This is a genomic window from Methanomassiliicoccales archaeon LGM-RCC1 (assembly GCA_030168575.1).
Taxonomy (GTDB): domain Archaea; phylum Thermoplasmatota; class Thermoplasmata; order Methanomassiliicoccales; family Methanomethylophilaceae; genus Methanoprimaticola.
Genome location: CP115555.1, coordinates 111,725 through 127,895, shown reverse-complemented (window position 1 = coordinate 127,895; position 16,171 = coordinate 111,725). Strand labels below are relative to the sequence as shown.

General features: G+C 54.4%; 11 protein-coding genes. 8 read left to right on the top strand and 3 right to left on the bottom strand.

Features of this window, described 5'->3' with window-relative positions; all coding sequences use genetic code 11:
• The first annotated feature begins 164 nt into the window (after positions 1-164).
• From PED39_00505 to PED39_00485, 5 genes are all read left to right on the top strand, one after another.
• Positions 165-1,934: an amino acid permease gene (locus PED39_00505; protein WII07711.1), complete on the top strand. Its 1,770-nt coding sequence runs from the start codon at positions 165-167 to the stop codon at positions 1,932-1,934.
• 213 nt (positions 1,935-2,147) lie between these two features.
• A complete protein-coding gene (locus PED39_00500; protein ID WII07710.1) occupies positions 2,148-2,621 on the top strand; it encodes a 30S ribosomal protein S13 in 474 nt (157 codons plus the stop codon).
• A gap of 11 nt (positions 2,622-2,632) precedes the next feature.
• Positions 2,633-3,280, top strand: a complete 648-nt coding sequence (locus PED39_00495) for a 30S ribosomal protein S4 (protein WII07709.1) — start codon at positions 2,633-2,635, stop codon at positions 3,278-3,280.
• On the top strand, positions 3,280-3,666 hold the full coding sequence (locus tag PED39_00490) for a 30S ribosomal protein S11 (protein WII07708.1): 387 nt from the start codon (positions 3,280-3,282) through the stop codon (positions 3,664-3,666). The genes PED39_00495 and PED39_00490 overlap by 1 nt, the downstream gene beginning before the upstream one ends.
• Positions 3,667-3,678: 12 nt before the next feature.
• Entirely contained in the window at positions 3,679-4,521 is an 843-nt protein-coding gene (locus PED39_00485; protein WII07707.1) for a DNA-directed RNA polymerase subunit D, read from the top strand.
• Positions 4,522-4,580: 59 nt separating this feature from the next.
• Here PED39_00485 and PED39_00480 read toward each other — a convergent pair whose 3' ends face one another.
• From PED39_00480 to PED39_00470, 3 genes are read right to left on the bottom strand one after another with little or no spacing between them, the layout of a single operon-like run.
• Complete coding sequence (locus PED39_00480; protein WII07706.1) at positions 4,581-7,973, bottom strand: DNA polymerase II large subunit; 3,393 nt, start codon at positions 7,971-7,973, stop codon at positions 4,581-4,583.
• Positions 7,970-8,968, bottom strand: coding sequence for a 50S ribosome-binding GTPase (locus PED39_00475; GenBank protein WII07705.1), 999 nt, complete (start codon positions 8,966-8,968; stop codon positions 7,970-7,972). The genes PED39_00480 and PED39_00475 overlap by 4 nt, the downstream gene beginning before the upstream one ends.
• 49 nt (positions 8,969-9,017) lie before the next feature.
• Complete coding sequence (locus tag PED39_00470) at positions 9,018-12,914, bottom strand: lamin tail domain-containing protein (GenBank protein WII07704.1); 3,897 nt, start codon at positions 12,912-12,914, stop codon at positions 9,018-9,020.
• A gap of 153 nt (positions 12,915-13,067) precedes the next feature.
• On the opposite strand from PED39_00470, the gene PED39_00465 reads away from it, so the two are divergent.
• From PED39_00465 to PED39_00455, 3 genes are read left to right on the top strand one after another with little or no spacing between them, the layout of a single operon-like run.
• On the top strand, positions 13,068-14,699 hold the full coding sequence (locus PED39_00465; GenBank protein ID WII07703.1) for a radical SAM protein: 1,632 nt from the start codon (positions 13,068-13,070) through the stop codon (positions 14,697-14,699).
• 15 nt (positions 14,700-14,714) lie between these two features.
• Positions 14,715-14,882 (top strand): 4Fe-4S binding protein, encoded by a 168-nt coding sequence (locus PED39_00460; protein WII07702.1) that lies wholly within the window; start codon positions 14,715-14,717, stop codon positions 14,880-14,882.
• A 4-nt stretch (positions 14,883-14,886) separates the two neighbouring features.
• Positions 14,887-16,077 (top strand): NAD(P)/FAD-dependent oxidoreductase, encoded by a 1,191-nt coding sequence (locus tag PED39_00455; protein ID WII07701.1) that lies wholly within the window; start codon positions 14,887-14,889, stop codon positions 16,075-16,077.
• Positions 16,078-16,171 lie beyond the last annotated feature (94 nt).

The window sequence follows — 16,171 nt, the reverse complement described above, 5'->3', positions numbered from 1 at the left end:
TAATTGATAATTTTTAAATATGGTAAAAATGAAATTGAAAGAAAATGAAGCCATTTTCCTACAACCATATAAATAACTATGCCTAATTATGAGTTATCTTTTTAAACCATCAATACAAATTCTAACCAACTGAAAGGAAACTGACAGTGTTAGGAGGAAATTCAATGGCTAAGCATGGAGTAAGGATCCTTGCCGAAGGTAACAGCCACTCTTTTGGAGGAGGTTTTACCGAGGAAACGGGTCTGGTCAAATCCATCGACTGGAGGCAGGGAGTCATCATCGCAATGGGTGTGCCCATCCTGATCCTTCCGGGTATTTACGATATTGCAGGAACCGCCTGGGGACTCAGTATCTTCATTTGGACCATCTCCGTTATCCAAGGTTTCGCTCAAAATCTTGCCATCGGTGAGTTGGCAGCTGCACTCGAGACACCCGGTATTGGTGGTTGTGCGCAGAAGATTTTCACGAAACCGAATGGAGGGAGATTCGGTGTTGGAAAATTCATGGGAGCGTTCACGGCATGGTCGTATTGGTTCACGTGGACCCCTGTTATCCCGATTTTCACTTGTACTGCGATCGATTACATCACCAAATATCTGGAGTATGGTCTCGGAATAGGACCGTTCGATGACAACATTATGTTCGCATTCCAGATCCTGTTCGGTATCGCAGTTTACAGTCTGATTATCTATGTCGGTTCCAAAGGATTGTCCGGCGGAGCGAAGATGGGGCTCATCCTCGCTTTGATCGCTATCGTCCCGCTGCTCGTCGTCGTCATAACGCCGTTGATCGGTGCTACCGTAGGCGACGCATCGTCCGGCCTTACCGGATTCTCCCTGGACAGGATATTCGAGAACCTTGTCCCCGAAGGATGGGGCTGGGGTGCCGGCGACTTCATGATGGTCTTTGGAATGTTCGCGTATGCTCAGTGGTGTGCATGCGCTTGGGAGTCCGCTGCAACCTATGGAGCAGAGTACAAGACCCCTGGAAAGGACGTACCGAAGGCGCTCATCTCCGCAGGTCTCATCTGTCTTGCATTGTACTTCATGGTACCGTTCGTCGTGTACGGAATGATGACTCCTGGTCAGATCGATGACTGGGGAATCTCCACCATGTACCCGATCGCACAGTTCGACTTCGGAAGCATCGGATTGGTCATTGCACTGGTCTTGTTCACCGCAGCGATGATCATGCTTATCCAGACCGCATTCCTCGGTTCCTCGAGGACCCTGTACTTCATGGGTCACGAGGGTAACATGCCCAAGATCTTCACCTACACCAATAAGAACGGTGCGCCTCTCGTGGCCATGTTCTTCCAGTTCACCATGGGTGTGATCTTTGTCATCATCATCCACTTCGGTTCTGTGGGAATGATCCTGGCAGCATCCTCATTCGGATTCTGTTTCGCATTGGGTTCTGCGATGCTCGCATACATCACTTCGTACAGGAACCCCAGGTTCAAGGACCTCGAGAGGCCCTTCAAGGCCCCCAAGGGATGGTACTATGTGGCCTGTTTCCTGTGCATCTATCAGTGGTTCGTCCTGATCCCCTGTCTCGCATTCTGGTGCATAAACGGCGGAATCGAGAACGGATTGTTCTCCGTTGTCATCGGTGCCATCATCCTGTTGATCTATGTCCCTGTCTGGGTCATCCTCCAGTGGAGGGCCGGAAAGGCTGAGGAGAGCTGCTACATCTGCGGAAAGTCCGTGGAGGACTACAACTCCTACATCCTGAACGACTCCCACCGCGACTTCGCGGAGCACCAGGACAAGATGGATGAGATGGATTCTCTGCCCATCGTACTCGTCGGAGACATCTACGTCAACATGTGCCCGATCTGCTACGAGCTCACTTTCGGTACCGCCAATGTCGATGGCAAGGGCTCGAAGATAAAGAACTACATGAATGTTGAAAGGAATTACGACAAGGAGTGAAACTGTTTCGAGGGGGGAGACCCCCCCTCGTCCAACCCCTTTATAATAAGATAACTCTTACGCGACCTACTGTTTTATAAATAAGAAGAACATCCCGCCGTTTACGTAAACTCAGGACCCACTCTCTAAATGGGAGTGAAAACTGAGAGCCCTTTCCGGAAGGAAAAGAGCTTGATTGAATCCCTTTGGGGATCATTTACGGAGGAATGAAAAATGGCCAAAGCGAAGAAAGACTCGCAGCAGACCGAGGATGAGAACTTCAACTACATCGTCCGTATCGTCAACTCCGATATCGACGGTCAGAAGAGGACAGTCATCGGCCTTCAGAGCATCAAGGGAGTCGGAAAGAGGGTCGCACAGATCGTTGCCAAGAAGGCACAGGTCGACCCGTCCGTCAAGATCGGATCCCTCCCCGACGACAAAGTGAAAGAGATCGAGGCACTCGTCAAGTCCTACGTCGAGTACGCCCCCACATGGGCTATCAACAGGCAGATGGACTACGAGACCGGAGCCGACATGCACCTGTTCGGACAGGACCTGGAGATCATCCAGAAAGAGGATGTCAACAGGATGAAGATGATCCGCTGCTACCGCGGAATCAGGCATGAGACCCACCACAAGGTAAGGGGTCAGAGGACTCGCTCGAACGGAAGACACGGACTCACCATGGGAGTCTCCAAGAAATGAAGGTGGTTTGAATGGGAGATCCTAAGTTTTCAAGAAAGACATATGACACCCCCTCGCACCCCTGGCAGGGAGAGAGGATCAAGGCTGAGGTCGAGGTCGTCAACGCCTTCGGACTCAAGAACAAGAGAGAGGTTTGGAAGGCTCAGACCGTCCTCAGGAACCTGAGGGGCCAGTCCAGGACACTCCAGGCACGTCTCAGAACAGGCGATGCGCAGGCAAAGATCGAGGCAGACGCCCTTCTCGCAAAGTGCGGAAGGCTCGGATTCCTCACCACTGACGCTACCCTGAACGACATCCTCACACTGAAGGACGAGGATGTTCTCTCACGCCGTCTCCAGACTATCGTCTACGAGAAGGGACTGTCCAGCACAATCAAGCAGGCAAGGCAGATGATCACTCACGGACACATCTTCGTGAACGGACACAAGGTTACCGTTCCAGGATACATCGTCACCAGGAAGGAGGAGTCCTCAATCGAGTACAACCCCTCCTCGCCCTTCACCGACGAGATGCACCCCATGAGGATCTCGGCAGAGCAGGCAGCAGAGAACGCCGCAATCAGGGCCAAGTCGGAGGCAGAAGCAGAGGCCGCAGCCGCCGCAGCAGCAAAGGCAGACGCGGAAGAGGCAGGAATTACAATCGAGGATGGTGAGCAGTGATGGCCGCAAAATGGGGAGTCGCTAACATCTTTGCTAGCTACAACAACGTCATGATCACATTGACAGACATCACCGGAGCAGAGACCGTTGCAAAGGTCACCGGTGGAATGGTCGTAAAGCAGGCGAAGGACCAGTCTTCGCCTTACGCGGCACAGAGGGCAGCCGAGAAGATTGCCGAGGTCGCTAAGGAGAAGGAGTACGTCGGAATCCACGTCAGGGTACGTGCTCCCGGAGGAAACAAGTCCGTATCGCCTGGACCCGGTGCTCAGGCCGCAATCCGTGCTCTCACAAGGGCCGGACTCAAGATCGGTCGCATCGAGGATGTCACACCCATACCGCACGACGGAACCAAGAAGAAGGGCGGACGCAGAGGACGCAGGGTCTGAGGGGGATATCCCATGGACATAGAGATTATCGAAATGGCCGACAGGAAGGCAAAGTTCGTACTCAGGAACTCTTCCCCGGCCATGGCGAATGCGCTCAGGAGAACGCTCCTGTCCGACATACCCAAGATGGCTATCGACAGTGTGGAATTCTACACCGGTAAGATCGAGGGTGACGACGGTAAGGAGTATGAGAGCATCACGCCCTTGTTCGAGGAGATCATCGCCCACAGGATGGGAATGCTCCCTGTACCCACTGATCTTGATCTGTTCGTACCCAAGAGCGAGTGCGAATGCGGAGGAGAGGGTTGCCCCAGCTGTACCATCATCTACAGCCTGAAGAAGACCGGACCCGCAACGGTCCTGTCCTCTGACCTGCAGCCTCTCGGACCCAACCCGGAGAAGCTCAGGATCGTCGATGAGTTCATCCCGATCGTCGAGCTGACCGCGGATCAGGGTATCACCGTGTACGCGAAAGCTGTAATGGGAACGGCCAAGAAGCATGTGAAGTGGCAGGTCTGCAACGGTGTCGGATACAAGTACATGCCCGTCATCGAGATCGACCCCAAGCACGCTGCCGATCCCCAGGTCATCGAGTGCGCAGAGCTCTGCCCTGCCGGACTCGAAGTCAAGGGAAAGAAGCTGGTCGTCAAGGACCCCGTCGCATGCGGATACGCAAGGGGATGCCTCGAGAAACTGGACGAGACAGAAGGAATCGCCGTCAACTGGGATGACTCCAACTTCCTGTTCAAGTACGAGACAGACGGTTCCCTTACCGCTCAGCAGGCGCTCGATATCGCTTTGGAAGTCCTCTCCAAAGAGGCAAAGGACTTCGCAGGCGACATCGCTGCACTTTGAAACATTTCACCCCTCCGTAAGGAGGGGCTTATTCTCTATCCATTATCAATATTGTAAGCTCAGAAGAAATCGGAGAGCTTGCACTTCTTGACCTTGTCGTTCTCGAAAACCGAGTTCATGTTCATCTCGAGGATGTCGATCCTTTCCCTGGTGTAGGCATCGAGACCGTACTTCTCCCCGATGTTCTTGGAGATCTCCAGGTACTTCTTGACGGATGCCTCGTGAACGGTGAGGTTCAGAGGGTTCTTGCACTTGTAGCAGCATCCGCTCAAGGTCATCCTGCGGTATTTGGCGCCGCAGTTGGTGCATCTTACGGTCTGCGTGGAGAAGCTCCTGAGGTTTCCGATCATGTCGGGCATGAAGTGCTTGTTCAGGACACGGACGGCCACATCCTTCTCGTCGACGGCGCGAAGCTTCTTCCCGAGCATTAGCTGTGCATCCATCTTGTCCTTCATGGATTCCAATGTGGTGTATGCCGAGTACTTCGGGCCGTTGGCGATATCGTTGGTGTCATGGGTGAATCCGAGTCCCTCGTATTGCCTGTATGTCCCGATGCGTCCTGCGATGAGGTCCATGCACTTCTCTATTTCCTTGGGTTCCTTCATGGCCATGGCAGCCTCATAGAGCTCAAGCGGGTATTCCCTCAAGCAATCCACGTTGTGAGCCTCCTTGTCGATCTCGTTTGGATCAAGCCTGGTGGTCAGAACCAGAGGTGCATCCATGAGTCCTCCTCTCCTGTCCGGCAGGAAGCTCCTGGAGAAGTTCAGCAAAGCGTCCAGTCCGAGCATGAGACAGTCCTCGTCACCGTCGCAGTTCCTTCTCTTCGCAGCGTGGAAGAATGGGTGTCCGTAACATCCGCGGACATCCGCATACCCTATGATACGGCACAGGATGCAACCGGAAGTGTGGGGCGCGAGTCCGAAGACCAGGTTCCCTATCAGGTCGGTCCTGTTGTTGACGTTGTAGTAGCGCGGGAGGTGATACAGCATCTCCAGCTCGTCATCCAGATATGTGGCGACCCTTGCAAGGTAGTCCCCGCAGTCCTTGGCGGGAACGACATCCTGAACTTTGATCTCGCAGATCTGCTCAGGGTCCACCAACGGGTCTCCGTTCCAATCTGTGGTATAGCCGAGCTCATGAGCCTTCTCGATGGAGAGGCCGATCTCCCTCGGTTTGAAGTGTGTGAGTGGGATGTCGGTCATATCGAAACGGACGGTACCGTCCTTGAACACAGATATGCCGTTCTTGCTCCTCAGGATTCCCTTCTCCAGAGGCTCGACCGTTTTCAGTTTGGAGATGAGGGTGTCGGTGCACTTGACGTCGCCCGGGTTCTTGATCCCGAGGTTCTCGCAAGCTGCATCCAGCTCCTGTTGGAGGTCGATCTCCATCTCGGCAGGTCCGGATCCTCCGAAATCGGATTTCACCGGTGTGTACACTGTGTGGACTTTGCAGTCCCTGCACCAGTTCCTGAAGGTCATCTTTTTGCATTCCGGACATCTTCTGTTGCCCACGGTGGCTCTCAGCTTGGCAGACCTGCTCTCGCTGCGGAGAGTGGATGAAAGCAGGCTGATGGCAGCACCGATCTCCCTGCCCGCCTTGGGGTCGTCCCCAACGGGGAACACACAGTGCAACTTGGGCTGAAGCTCACGCTCCTTCGCTTTCTCGGGGCGGCCCATCCTAGTGCCTACGCGGGTCATGGCCCTTGCCCTGACCTCGTATCCTGCAGCCTTGCTGACAGCTTCCAATGTGGAGCTTCCTTCGAGCTCCGGGCCTGCGGTGAGCTTTCCTCCGTCATGTTTGATGCCCATGCCGTCCAGCATGGGTTCTGAGTATCTCTCGTCGATGATGACCTTCTTCTCGACCACGCGGTGGGGTACGCAGATGTCCTGCAGTACTTTCTTGGATTCCGGCTCTAGGTCTACTGTCAGGTTCTTTCCGTCGAACGTTCCCGTGGCGATGACATGTTCCCTCAGGAGCTTGATGTCGTCCAGCTGCATATCCGACCAGAACATGTTGAACTTGGGATGAAGGGGGACGCCTAGCTGTGCGCACATCTCCTTAGCACGCTCGTACGTGGGATCCATCCAGTCCGCTGGAAGGTCTCCCTTCTTCTGAATCTCCAGCTTATGCCATTCCACAGGGTATCCGCAGGGAACCAATGTATGGTTGTTCTCGCAGAACTCTCCGAAGGGGACAAGGATCTCTCCATTGTCCAGGATCTCGGAGATCCTGCTTCTGACTGCAAGAACCTCTTCCTTGGTCTGACAGTATACGACGTCTCCGTTCTTCAGGAGGACCGTCGGCCCTTCCAGGACGTCACATGGTGTGACGACACATGCCTTTCCGGGCCTCTCGATCTTTAGCTGTGTACCGATGGCCATGAAGTCGTCCATGACGTACATGCTGGCGGTGCTGTAGGCAAGGGAGGCAAGACCCGATGTCCTGGCCCTCCCGTATCTGAGTCTGAATCCTCCTACGCGGCACGGATGACCGAAGATCGGACGGCCTGCGACGATGTCCCTGAGGTACTTGTCCAGAGGCTGCACCTTCTTCTCCACGGGCTTATCTTCCGCCTTTTTCTCAGGCTCCTTGGTCTTGTGTGCGTCAAGGTACTGTCCGATGAACTCCCATCCGGGGATGTTCAGCTTGTCGACGTGCTTCTTCAGCTTCGCAGCCTTTTGACACATACCCTCGGCAATGACCAGAACGGCTCCTCCCCTGACACGGTTGGTGTCTATCCTGGGCAGGTCCCTGAATCCTGAGATCTCGATCTGTTCCGTTCCTTCTCCATCGACGCATATGGGGCAGTTGCTGACGATGAGGTGGATCTCTTCTGCCGTGGGGGAGTACTGAAGGTGCTGACATTGCTTGTAGAGCGGGATCTCCTCGTCGAATCTCTTGATCTCTCCCTCTGTGGGGATGTACTTCCCGATACCGAGCTCCCTCCTCACGACGTCCGCGATGAGGACGCTCATTGCCTGAGCGGTTCCTCCCGCGGCACGGATGGGTCCGGCGAACAGAAGGTCGACATAAGATGATCCGTCGTCGTTCTTCCTTATCCTCGTCTCCGCTATACCTTCAAGCGGAGCGACCAGGATCCCCTCGGTCAGAACGGCCAATCCCACCCTCGTTGCCCTGTCCAGAGCCTGCTCCAAACTGTCAGCGGGCCATTTGGCGACTTCCTTGGCGGTCAGCAGACAGGCGACCTCACGGTTTCCTGCCTCCTTGGTCTTCTCCCTGATGACCTCGGCCACGCCCCTGACGTTGTAATCCTTGAGTAGCTCCTCGCATCTGGAAGCAAGGTCCTCAGCCTGAGGGACATCCACATAGTCCTCGGGATCGTATCCCATCGCTCTCGCTTTGGTGGCGATCGCGTAGATCTCATCCTTCTTGGCGTTGAGTTCCGTGAAGTATTGGGCCATCGCCTCGCTGAATACCGGGCCGGCCATCATTCCACTTCCGCTTCAACCGCTTTCCTGCGGGTGATCTCCCTCATCTCTTTGATGACCGTCTCGGTGAGAGCCTCCATGTTCTCTCCCGACTGGGCTGAGAAGAACAGCCTTCCGTCCCCGGTCTTAAGAATGTCGCTCTTGCTCTCTGCGACTATGATAGTGACGTCACCGAAGTTCTCCTGGACATTGGCCAGCAGCTTCTCCTGCACATCGCGGTTGAAGCCGCATGTCTCCGAGGGGTCGATGACGAAAAGCATGACATCGGTCAGGTACCTCAGCGCGAGGACAGCCTGCTTCTCGATGTCGTTCCTCTTCTCGAACTCCCTGTCCAGGAGTCCGGGGGTGTCGACGATCTGGTATTTCCTCCAGTCGTCTTGAATGTGACCTACGATGATTCCCTTGGTCGTGAACGGATAAGGTGCGATCTCAGGCTCTGCCGTCGACATCACAGTGACCAGATTGCTCTTTCCCACATTGGGGAATCCAGCTACCACGATCGTGGGGATGGCGGGATCGATGGCGGGAAGCTTCCTGAACTTGTTCTTGGCATCTTGAAGGAAGAGGAGGTCGTCGGATATGCGATCGACGTAGGAGTTCAGCCTACCGTAGAATCCTCTTCTAAGCGACTCGATTATCTCCGGGTCCTTCGTGCGGCGGATGTCCCTGAGTGTCTCGTTCTTGAGCTTCTCGGCCTTGGTGGCGCACCAGTTGACTGCTCCTAGAGCCTTCTTGTACCTGTCGATGCCTATGACGATGTCCACCAGTTCTGGGAAGAAGTCTCCCTCCTTCTCCATCCTCGGGAATCTGTCGACGTATCCCTGGAGAGCGGTGACGACGATGTCCCCGGCAGCGGTTACCTTCGCCAAGGCGGTCTTCTTGCGGGTATCCAAGGTGTTGGTGCCGTTCTTATAGATCTTGGATGCCCTGTGGAAAGCCTTCTCCATGAGCTCTTCCGACGTCAAAACAGTGGGTATCTTGAAATCTATTCCGGCCATGTTTACAGGATTCCCTACCTATAAATTAAGGTTGTTGCCACTCTCTCCATCACGCCCATTCTATGTTGATCCTGAAAAGCCATAGATCGTGGTCCATGCCCTTCTTCGGGGATAGTTTGGAGGGAATAATCTCGAGCGGACAGTCTATGATGCGGATCCCACACTCGATCCCTGGAGTCCCCACATCTTTCCCATAGATCCTGCTCAAAGCAGATACATTGGCCCTGAATGTCACGCCCAGATCCACCTTCGGAGCATCATCGAGCGAACGGGCCAGCAGACGCGGGTACTGTATCCCAACATCGAATGTGACCTCGAGATCTATGTTGTCTGTGAATGCGGCCACACCGTCGATCCTGTAGGGGTTCTTCATCGACAGCGCTACGGATTCGATCTTGCCCGCTATGTACTTCAGCACATCCTCCACAAGCTCGGAGTCGCATCTCAGCGCAACGCGAACCCCTGATTTGGCAGTGGAGGTCGGGTCGGTGACGTCCACTTTGATGAATACCGAGGCTTCCACCAGACAGCCGGCCACCTTCTTGATGACCTTGTCGATCGAGTTCTTCACAGTGAGCTTGATGACCTCCTGCAGGGAATCGGTGTCTGTTATCGCACCGACCTTGTCGAACGCTGACTGGACGGAATCCCATACGATCTCCTTGGCGATCTCGCAGGTCATCAGGTTGGTGGAGATGTATGAGCCGTTGGAGCGCCCTATGGTCCCTTCCTTGAATTCCCATTCCCCTGAAGCGTCGTAGGTCCTCTGCCAAGTCTTCCCGTTGTCGGATTCGTCCTTATGCGTGCCCGTCCGGTCCACGATGTTCCCGTCCGGATCCTTGAGGGTGAGACCCTCTCCGTTCTTCGTCGTCTTTCCCTGGGAGTTCACCATGAGGAATGTAGAATTGAGCACCAGGAACTCGCCGGGAGATATTGTGCCAGATAAGGTCATTTTCTTCTTTGAGAAGTCCGAAGATGCTACGATGCTGTACCCATCCAAGTCTATGGTCTTGTCAGAATTGTTGAACAGCTCTATCCATTCCTTCCCCGAGTCATCTCCTGCAGGATTGGATTCGTATTCGTTGATCAGGATGCCCTCCGCCATGGGCGCGGTGTACTTTATCCCGATGCCCGCATCCAGCCCTATGTTAACCCCGAGCCCCGGTAAGGGGATGCTGCTCAGTGCCTGACCTATCCCGGGGATTTTGCTGAGAGTCATCCCGATCTCGTTGTAGTCGTCCAAATCCGGCAGGATCGCCGTGATGTCTGCTCCGCGGACGTTTGCCGATACCGTCAGCAGATGCTTGCTGCTCTTCATAAGCGGATCAACGGATATTTTGACCTTCCAATCCTCATTTTCGACGGAGGCCTTTCCGGTGACGAAGGTGTTGTTGATGTGCATCTCACCCTTCACCTTAGCTGTGATCTCTGCTTTCAGATCCATGCCTGCGACCGGTCCGGTCAGCGATGCCACGAATAGAGTCTTGACGTTAGAAGTCAGAGAGGCCGCATCGAACTTCAGCTGGAAGGTGTATCCTAGGTATTCGAACCCTATGGTCTGCTCCTTGAGATTGAGACTGTAGAACATGTCCAGTACATCGTCACCGAATACCTGCGATACCATGGTCTCCAGCCATTCCGCCATCTCCGTCAGCGGGGCCGTAACCCTTTCGAACAGTCTCACTACTATATCGGAAACATATCTGGAGATCTCCATAATGCAGGCGTTTATCTCATCCACTATCTCCTTCACGATGGCCATCACCTTGCGGAGAGGCTCAATGATCGGCTCGAGATAGACGGACAGCCTGTTCCAAATGTCGTCATAAATGGTCTCACTGGCCTTGTACTGGACGCCTGCCAGTGCCCAACCGCTGGCGACGCTTATCTCCAGCATGATGTCGTTCGTAAACATCCCTTTGCAGGCGGCAGTGACGGAGGAGCCCATGGCGGAGGACAGGGAGTTTGATGATTCTATGCGGTAATCAATGCAGTCCCTGAGGCGTATCTCGAAGGTTGTGGAGTATCCGGCGCTCATGGATTCCCTGAATCCGGTCATGTGGGTGCATTTGCTTGTGACCACGGTCGGTGCGCTGATCACAGGATCGGAATCGAAATAGAAGTCCAGTCTCTCACGAGTGAGGTTCCCGGCCCCATCCGCCAGGATGAACCCGTCTGTTCCCCTCATCCGGACTATCTCCGAATAGGGGTTAGAGGACATGTTGTCGATGACCTCAGACAGCAGGACATCAACTCTGTCCTCGACCAGCTCCTGCAACCCGAGCGTTCCGATATAGCCTGATGCAATCTCAGTGAGTATGCTCTGGAGGATGCTTGGGCCATTTCCCTGGACATATCTCAGCGAGTCGTAGACCGAAAGATCATCATGCAGCTTCGCTATGTATCCGTGAATCGCGCTATCTATCTCCGGTGAGGAGATCAGACTTTCTGCATCGTCTCCGAACAATGCGAACAGTTTCTCCTCAATGGATCCACGGAGAGCAACAGTATCGCAGAGGTCGTCCGCATGAGACATCACGGTCTCAGCTATGGATGCATAGAATGGATCGTAACTGTCCTGCGATGCTATGGAGTCAACCAGCACGGCGTTCAGGCTGTCGGAGAAACCATCTGTCACCCCTTTGTATGCTTCGGACATCTCCCTGATGAAAGAGACATCATCATACGGATCGGTACGGACGATGACATCCTCCAGATCCTGTTCGAATAATCTCGCAGCGGCCGTATTGAGAGCGCTTCTAAGTGTGTCCGTTATGTAATTCTCCGTGAGCCTGTAGTGGACATTGAAGAACCTGATCCATCCCTGATCCAATATGTCTATGACGGGATTGTCGACAGTCAGAGTGAATCCATCAATGGTCACTGAAGTGGTCCCCGATCCCGGGAAACGGTACCTTTGCTCCTCGATGCCATGTTCGTCCATGAATCTGACGATGTAATCCCCTGCTCCGAAGGCATCCTCTCCAGTGAAGAACTTCACCAGACATTCGGCCGCTAGTGTGCGAAGACCTCCCTCCCTGTCGTTCTTCTCTGTGATGTAGTCCAACCGCAGATAGTCGTACCATTTCAGGACGGCGTCGTCCAAGATCGACATCAGGCACTGTCCGTAGAAAGCCGACCTGTCTATCACGACGGTGCCGCATACGATGTCTGCGGCATCGATCTGTTCGCTCTGCCCGTTGCGGAAGCACATGGTTCCTATGATGTCCAGCGCATTACGGTATGCCTTCGAGACGTCCGATTCGGTGATGATGGACATCGTCCCGGCAACTCCGAACTGAGTCCTGGACCCGTAGCCGTTGAGGACACGGTACTGCGCCAATGATTCGAGTTCATAGGACATGATCTGCGAGATGGAGATGCCTCCGTCCTCGACCATCCTCTCGAACAGAGATCCCTGTTCCGCCGCAAGGGGGAGGGCATAGCTGCCGTCCGTGGAGATAACGATATCGCGGACGGAGCCGCCGAATCCGGATGATGCGCTGACAGTCATCGTCCCGCTTCCCTTGAGATAGGCGGGGATGTACCCGCCAACGGGGCTTTCTCCGTCAAGGACCTCCATGGATTCTGCTCCAAGGTCTACGCTGACGTCCACAAGTTCCGTTCTGACTCCGTTGCTCCTCATAGGGAAAGTGTAATCGAACCAACTGTCCGACCGCTCCTTGAACACCGTTGCTCTGTCTTCCAGGGAGCCGAGGTCACCGTCCCTGGATATGTCGAGGATCAAGACTCCCAGCTCTTGGTTGACGTATGATGAGATCTCTTCCAACGAGGAATCCAACGCCCTGGTCCCCTCAGCCGTCTCTTCTACGCCGTTCCCGGACCTCATGTGGTCCGCGACAACGATCCCGGCGACCGATGAAAGCAGCAGGATCGTTACTGCAATGACCGAGAAAGGCATGTTTCCACGCTTGTCTCCATACATGACTGCCTCTTTCTTCGTAGGGGTATAAAAAACGCCGATACTGCAGTCATGCTGACTGCTACTGGCTGATAGGTGAAAAAAGGATACGCCAAACGTCGAAGTTTATTGGGTGTCTATTTTATATTATTAGGGTATCGGCTCTTATAGGGTACTATGACTAGAACGTCAGTTGAATACACGGCAAAGACTGGTCTTCCCAAAAAGACAAAGTCAATTTGCCCTGAATGTGGAAAGATTATCGAAGCCACCATCCTCGAGAAGAATGGAATGGTCATGATGGAGAAGGACTGTCCGGAGCACGGTCACTACAGCGACAAGATCTGGACCGATGTCGATCTCTACCTCAAGGCTGAGAAGTACGCAACCGACGGAATCGGAATCCACAATTCAATGAACGAGACAATCAAGGACAACGACGACACCGCACGCATCGTCATCGACAACGAGAAGATCGACATGCTGTCCTGTACGATGATCGCCAACGTCGATCTGACCAACAGGTGCAACATGCACTGCCCCATCTGTTTCGCAAACGCGAACGACCAGGGATATGTCTATGAGCCCTCCTTCGAGGAGGTCCACAAGATGCTCGTCGCACTCAGGTCCGAGAAACCCATCGCCAACACTGCGGTGCAGTTCGCCGGTGGAGAGCCCACTGTCCACCCCAGGTTCATCGACATCATCGCAGATGCCAAGAAGCTGGGATTCGCCCAGATCCAGGTCGCCACCAACGGTCTCGAGTTCGCATACCACTACGATTTCCTCAAGGCCGCTAAGGAAGCAGGTCTCAACACCATTTATCTCCAGTTCGACGGAATGGACGACGAGATTTACCTCAGGGTCAGGGGAAGGAAGATGTGGGCCAACAAGCAGAAGGTCCTCGAGAACTGCAGGAAGCTTCAGGAAGACGGTCTCCACAGCCCTTCCATCGTGCTGGTCCCCGTCATCATCAACGGTGTCAACGACAACCTGGTCGGCGACATAGTCAAGTTCGCCTTCGACAACTCCGACATCATAAGGGCGGTCAACTTCCAGCCCGTAGCGTTCACCGGAAGGGTGACGAAGGAGGAGATCGAGTCAGGAAGGTTCACCCTCACAGACCTTGTCGACAGGGTCGAGAAGCAGACCGGATACGCTAACAAGGACGATTGGTACCCCGTCCCTGTCGTAGCACCCATCTCCAAGTTCGCTTCGATCCTGCTGGGAAAGACCAAGGTCACTTTCACAACCCACCCCCACTGCGGAATCGCGACATATCTGTTCCAGGACGAGAAGGGCAACGTCGTCCCCTTCCCCAGGTTCGTGGACATCGATAAGTTCTCCAGAGAGCTCAACAAGATCTCCGACAAAATGGAGAAGGCTAGGTTCAAGAAGCTCTACGCGATCAAGCTCATCAAGCTGCTCAACAGCTGCATCGATGAGAGCAAGATGCCCGAGGGACTTACCAAGAAGAAGTTCGTCGATATGATCTCAGGCGTCATGGGAAGCGATTCCAAGACCGCTCTGGCAAACTTCTCCTGGAAGATGATGCTCCTTGCAGGAATGCACTTCCAGGACAGCTATAACTACGATATCGAGAGGGTTAGGCGCTGTGGTGTTCACTACATCACACCCGACTGCCGCCTGTACCCCTTCTGCGCTTACAACAGCGGCCCCGAGTTCCGCAGGGAGATCGAGGCGAAGTTCTCCATACCTCTGGAGGAGTGGAAGAAGCTCCACAAGGAAGAGGCCGACAAGATCGACGCGGCACTCATCGTCCCCGAGGACGAGAGGGGCCCCGAGTGATCAAGGAGTGATAACATGATTCAAGTCAACGTGGACAAATGTCTCCATTGCGGAGGGTGCGTTGGTTCGTGCCCCAAGAACGCGATCTACCTCAACGATTTCGTCCTTGAGTTCAACAGCGATTGCATCAACTGCGGTATTTGCGTGAAGCTCTGCCCCGTTGGTGCCCTTACGAAGGTGTGATAACATGAAGACCTACACATGCGACGCGGTCATCGTCGGGGCAGGACCCGGCGGAAGCATGGCGGCCAAGTACTGTGCCCAGGGAGGCATGGATGTCATCCTCATCGAGAAGAAGGCAGAGATCGGTGCACCCCTCAGGTGCGCAGAGGGAGTCTCCAAATCCTGGCTGGACGAGGTCGGCATCAAGCCCGACTCCACATGGATAAGGGCGGACATGAAGGGTGCGATCATCAAATCCACCAAGGGAACCACATACCAGCTGGACGAGTCCAAGGCAGGAAACGAGGTCGGATACGTGCTGGAGAGGCACCTCTTCGACAAGGCCCTCGCCAGGGATGCCGCCAACGCCGGTGCCAAGATCATGATGAGGACATCATGCACAGGTATCATCCGCGAGGACGGCAAGATCGTCGGAATCAAGGCGAAGAGCATGGGCGAGGAGATCGAGATCCGCGCCAAGGTCGTCGTCGCAGCCGACGGATACGAGTCGCAGGTCGGAAGGTGGGCCGGAATCGACACCACACTGAAGCTGAGTGACATCGACTCATGCATCCAGTACAGGATGTGCAACATCGACATCACGCCCGACTACTGCGAGTTCGTCATCGGATCCGCAGCGCCCGGAGGATACATCTGGGTGTTCCCCAAGGGAGAGAAGGTCGCAAACGTCGGTATTGGAGTCGCCGGACACCTCTGCAAGAAGGGTGCCGATGCCAAGTACTACCTCGACAAGTGGATCGCCGAGGATCCCAGATTCAAGAACGGACAGATCCTGGAGATCATGGGAGGATTCGTCTCCACATGCCCCGGACTCGATTCCGCAGTCGACGACAACATCGTCCTCGTCGGAGATGCCGCAAGGATCATCGACCCCATCACAGGCGGAGGAATCTGCCACGCATGCAGGACCGGTATGTACGCCGGTCAGGTGCTCTCCGAGTGCAACAAGACCGGAGACTTCTCCAAGAAGGCGTTGCAGCCCTACGAGAAGAGATGGAGGGACAGGATGGAGGACAAGCTATTCAGGAACTGGATGGCCAAAGAGAAGCTCGCCACCCTGGACGACGATACCATCGACGACATCATCAAGATGGTCAAGACCTCAAAGATCTCCAACGTCACCGTGTACAACCTCCTCAAGGCTATCAAGGAGAAGTACCCCAAGGTCGTCGAGGGATTCGAGGACCTTATCTGAAAACCTTTCAAGGGGCTCCGGCCCCTTTCACTTTTTCAAGAATACATCATTTCCTTCTGACGTATTTCTCGACCAGGCCTTTCTTTCCTACCAG

Bases quoted from the DNA above. Each gene is read 5' to 3' on its own strand.
- PED39_00490 (WII07708.1), top strand. From the start codon at position 3,280: ATGGCCGCAAAATGGGGAGTCGCTAACATCTTTGCTAGCTACAACAAC.
- PED39_00485 (WII07707.1), top strand. From the start codon at position 3,679: ATGGACATAGAGATTATCGAAATGGCCGACAGGAAGGCAAAGTTCGTA.
- PED39_00500 (WII07710.1), top strand. From the start codon at position 2,148: ATGGCCAAAGCGAAGAAAGACTCGCAGCAGACCGAGGATGAGAACTTC.
- PED39_00505 (WII07711.1), top strand. From the start codon at position 165: ATGGCTAAGCATGGAGTAAGGATCCTTGCCGAAGGTAACAGCCACTCT.
- PED39_00495 (WII07709.1), top strand. From the start codon at position 2,633: ATGGGAGATCCTAAGTTTTCAAGAAAGACATATGACACCCCCTCGCAC.
- PED39_00480 (WII07706.1), bottom strand. From the start codon at position 7,973: ATGATGGCCGGCCCGGTATTCAGCGAGGCGATGGCCCAATACTTCACG.
- PED39_00475 (WII07705.1), bottom strand. From the start codon at position 8,968: ATGGCCGGAATAGATTTCAAGATACCCACTGTTTTGACGTCGGAAGAG.
- PED39_00455 (WII07701.1), top strand. From the start codon at position 14,887: ATGAAGACCTACACATGCGACGCGGTCATCGTCGGGGCAGGACCCGGC.
- PED39_00460 (WII07702.1), top strand. From the start codon at position 14,715: ATGATTCAAGTCAACGTGGACAAATGTCTCCATTGCGGAGGGTGCGTT.
- PED39_00470 (WII07704.1), bottom strand. From the start codon at position 12,914: ATGTATGGAGACAAGCGTGGAAACATGCCTTTCTCGGTCATTGCAGTA.
- PED39_00465 (WII07703.1), top strand. From the start codon at position 13,068: ATGACTAGAACGTCAGTTGAATACACGGCAAAGACTGGTCTTCCCAAA.